The organism is Cupriavidus sp. SIMBA_020, from assembly GCF_046535395.1.
GTDB classification, from domain to species: Bacteria; Pseudomonadota; Gammaproteobacteria; order Burkholderiales; family Burkholderiaceae; genus Cupriavidus; species Cupriavidus campinensis.
On the sequence record NZ_JAWRWU010000862.1, the window covers coordinates 1 to 262 of the forward strand.

1 pseudogene is annotated in these 262 nt (G+C 69.8%); it reads right to left on the bottom strand.

The annotated features are described in order from the left end of the window. Positions 1-205 (bottom strand): annotated as a pseudogene (locus tag SB751_RS31845) (amino acid permease); the annotation flags it as partial. Positions 206-262: the final 57 nt, after the last annotated feature.

Consider the following 262-nt stretch of genomic DNA (forward strand, 5'->3'; position numbering starts at 1 on the left):
CGGGCCCCGCGCTCTGCAGGCGGCCGCCCGCGCCGAGAAAGAGGCCGGTGCCGATCGCACCGCCCATCGCGATCATCTGCACGTGGCGCGGCTTCAACTGTTTCGCATAGCCGGCTTCGTGCGACGCGAACATCGCATCGCGATCGGCATGACGGGGATCCGCGCCGCCGGCCGTGTCGGCCGGGCGCTCGCTGACGTGCTTCATGGTGTGTCTCCGTTTCTTGATGTGTTGCGCCCGTCGACGGGGCGCTGCGGTAACGGG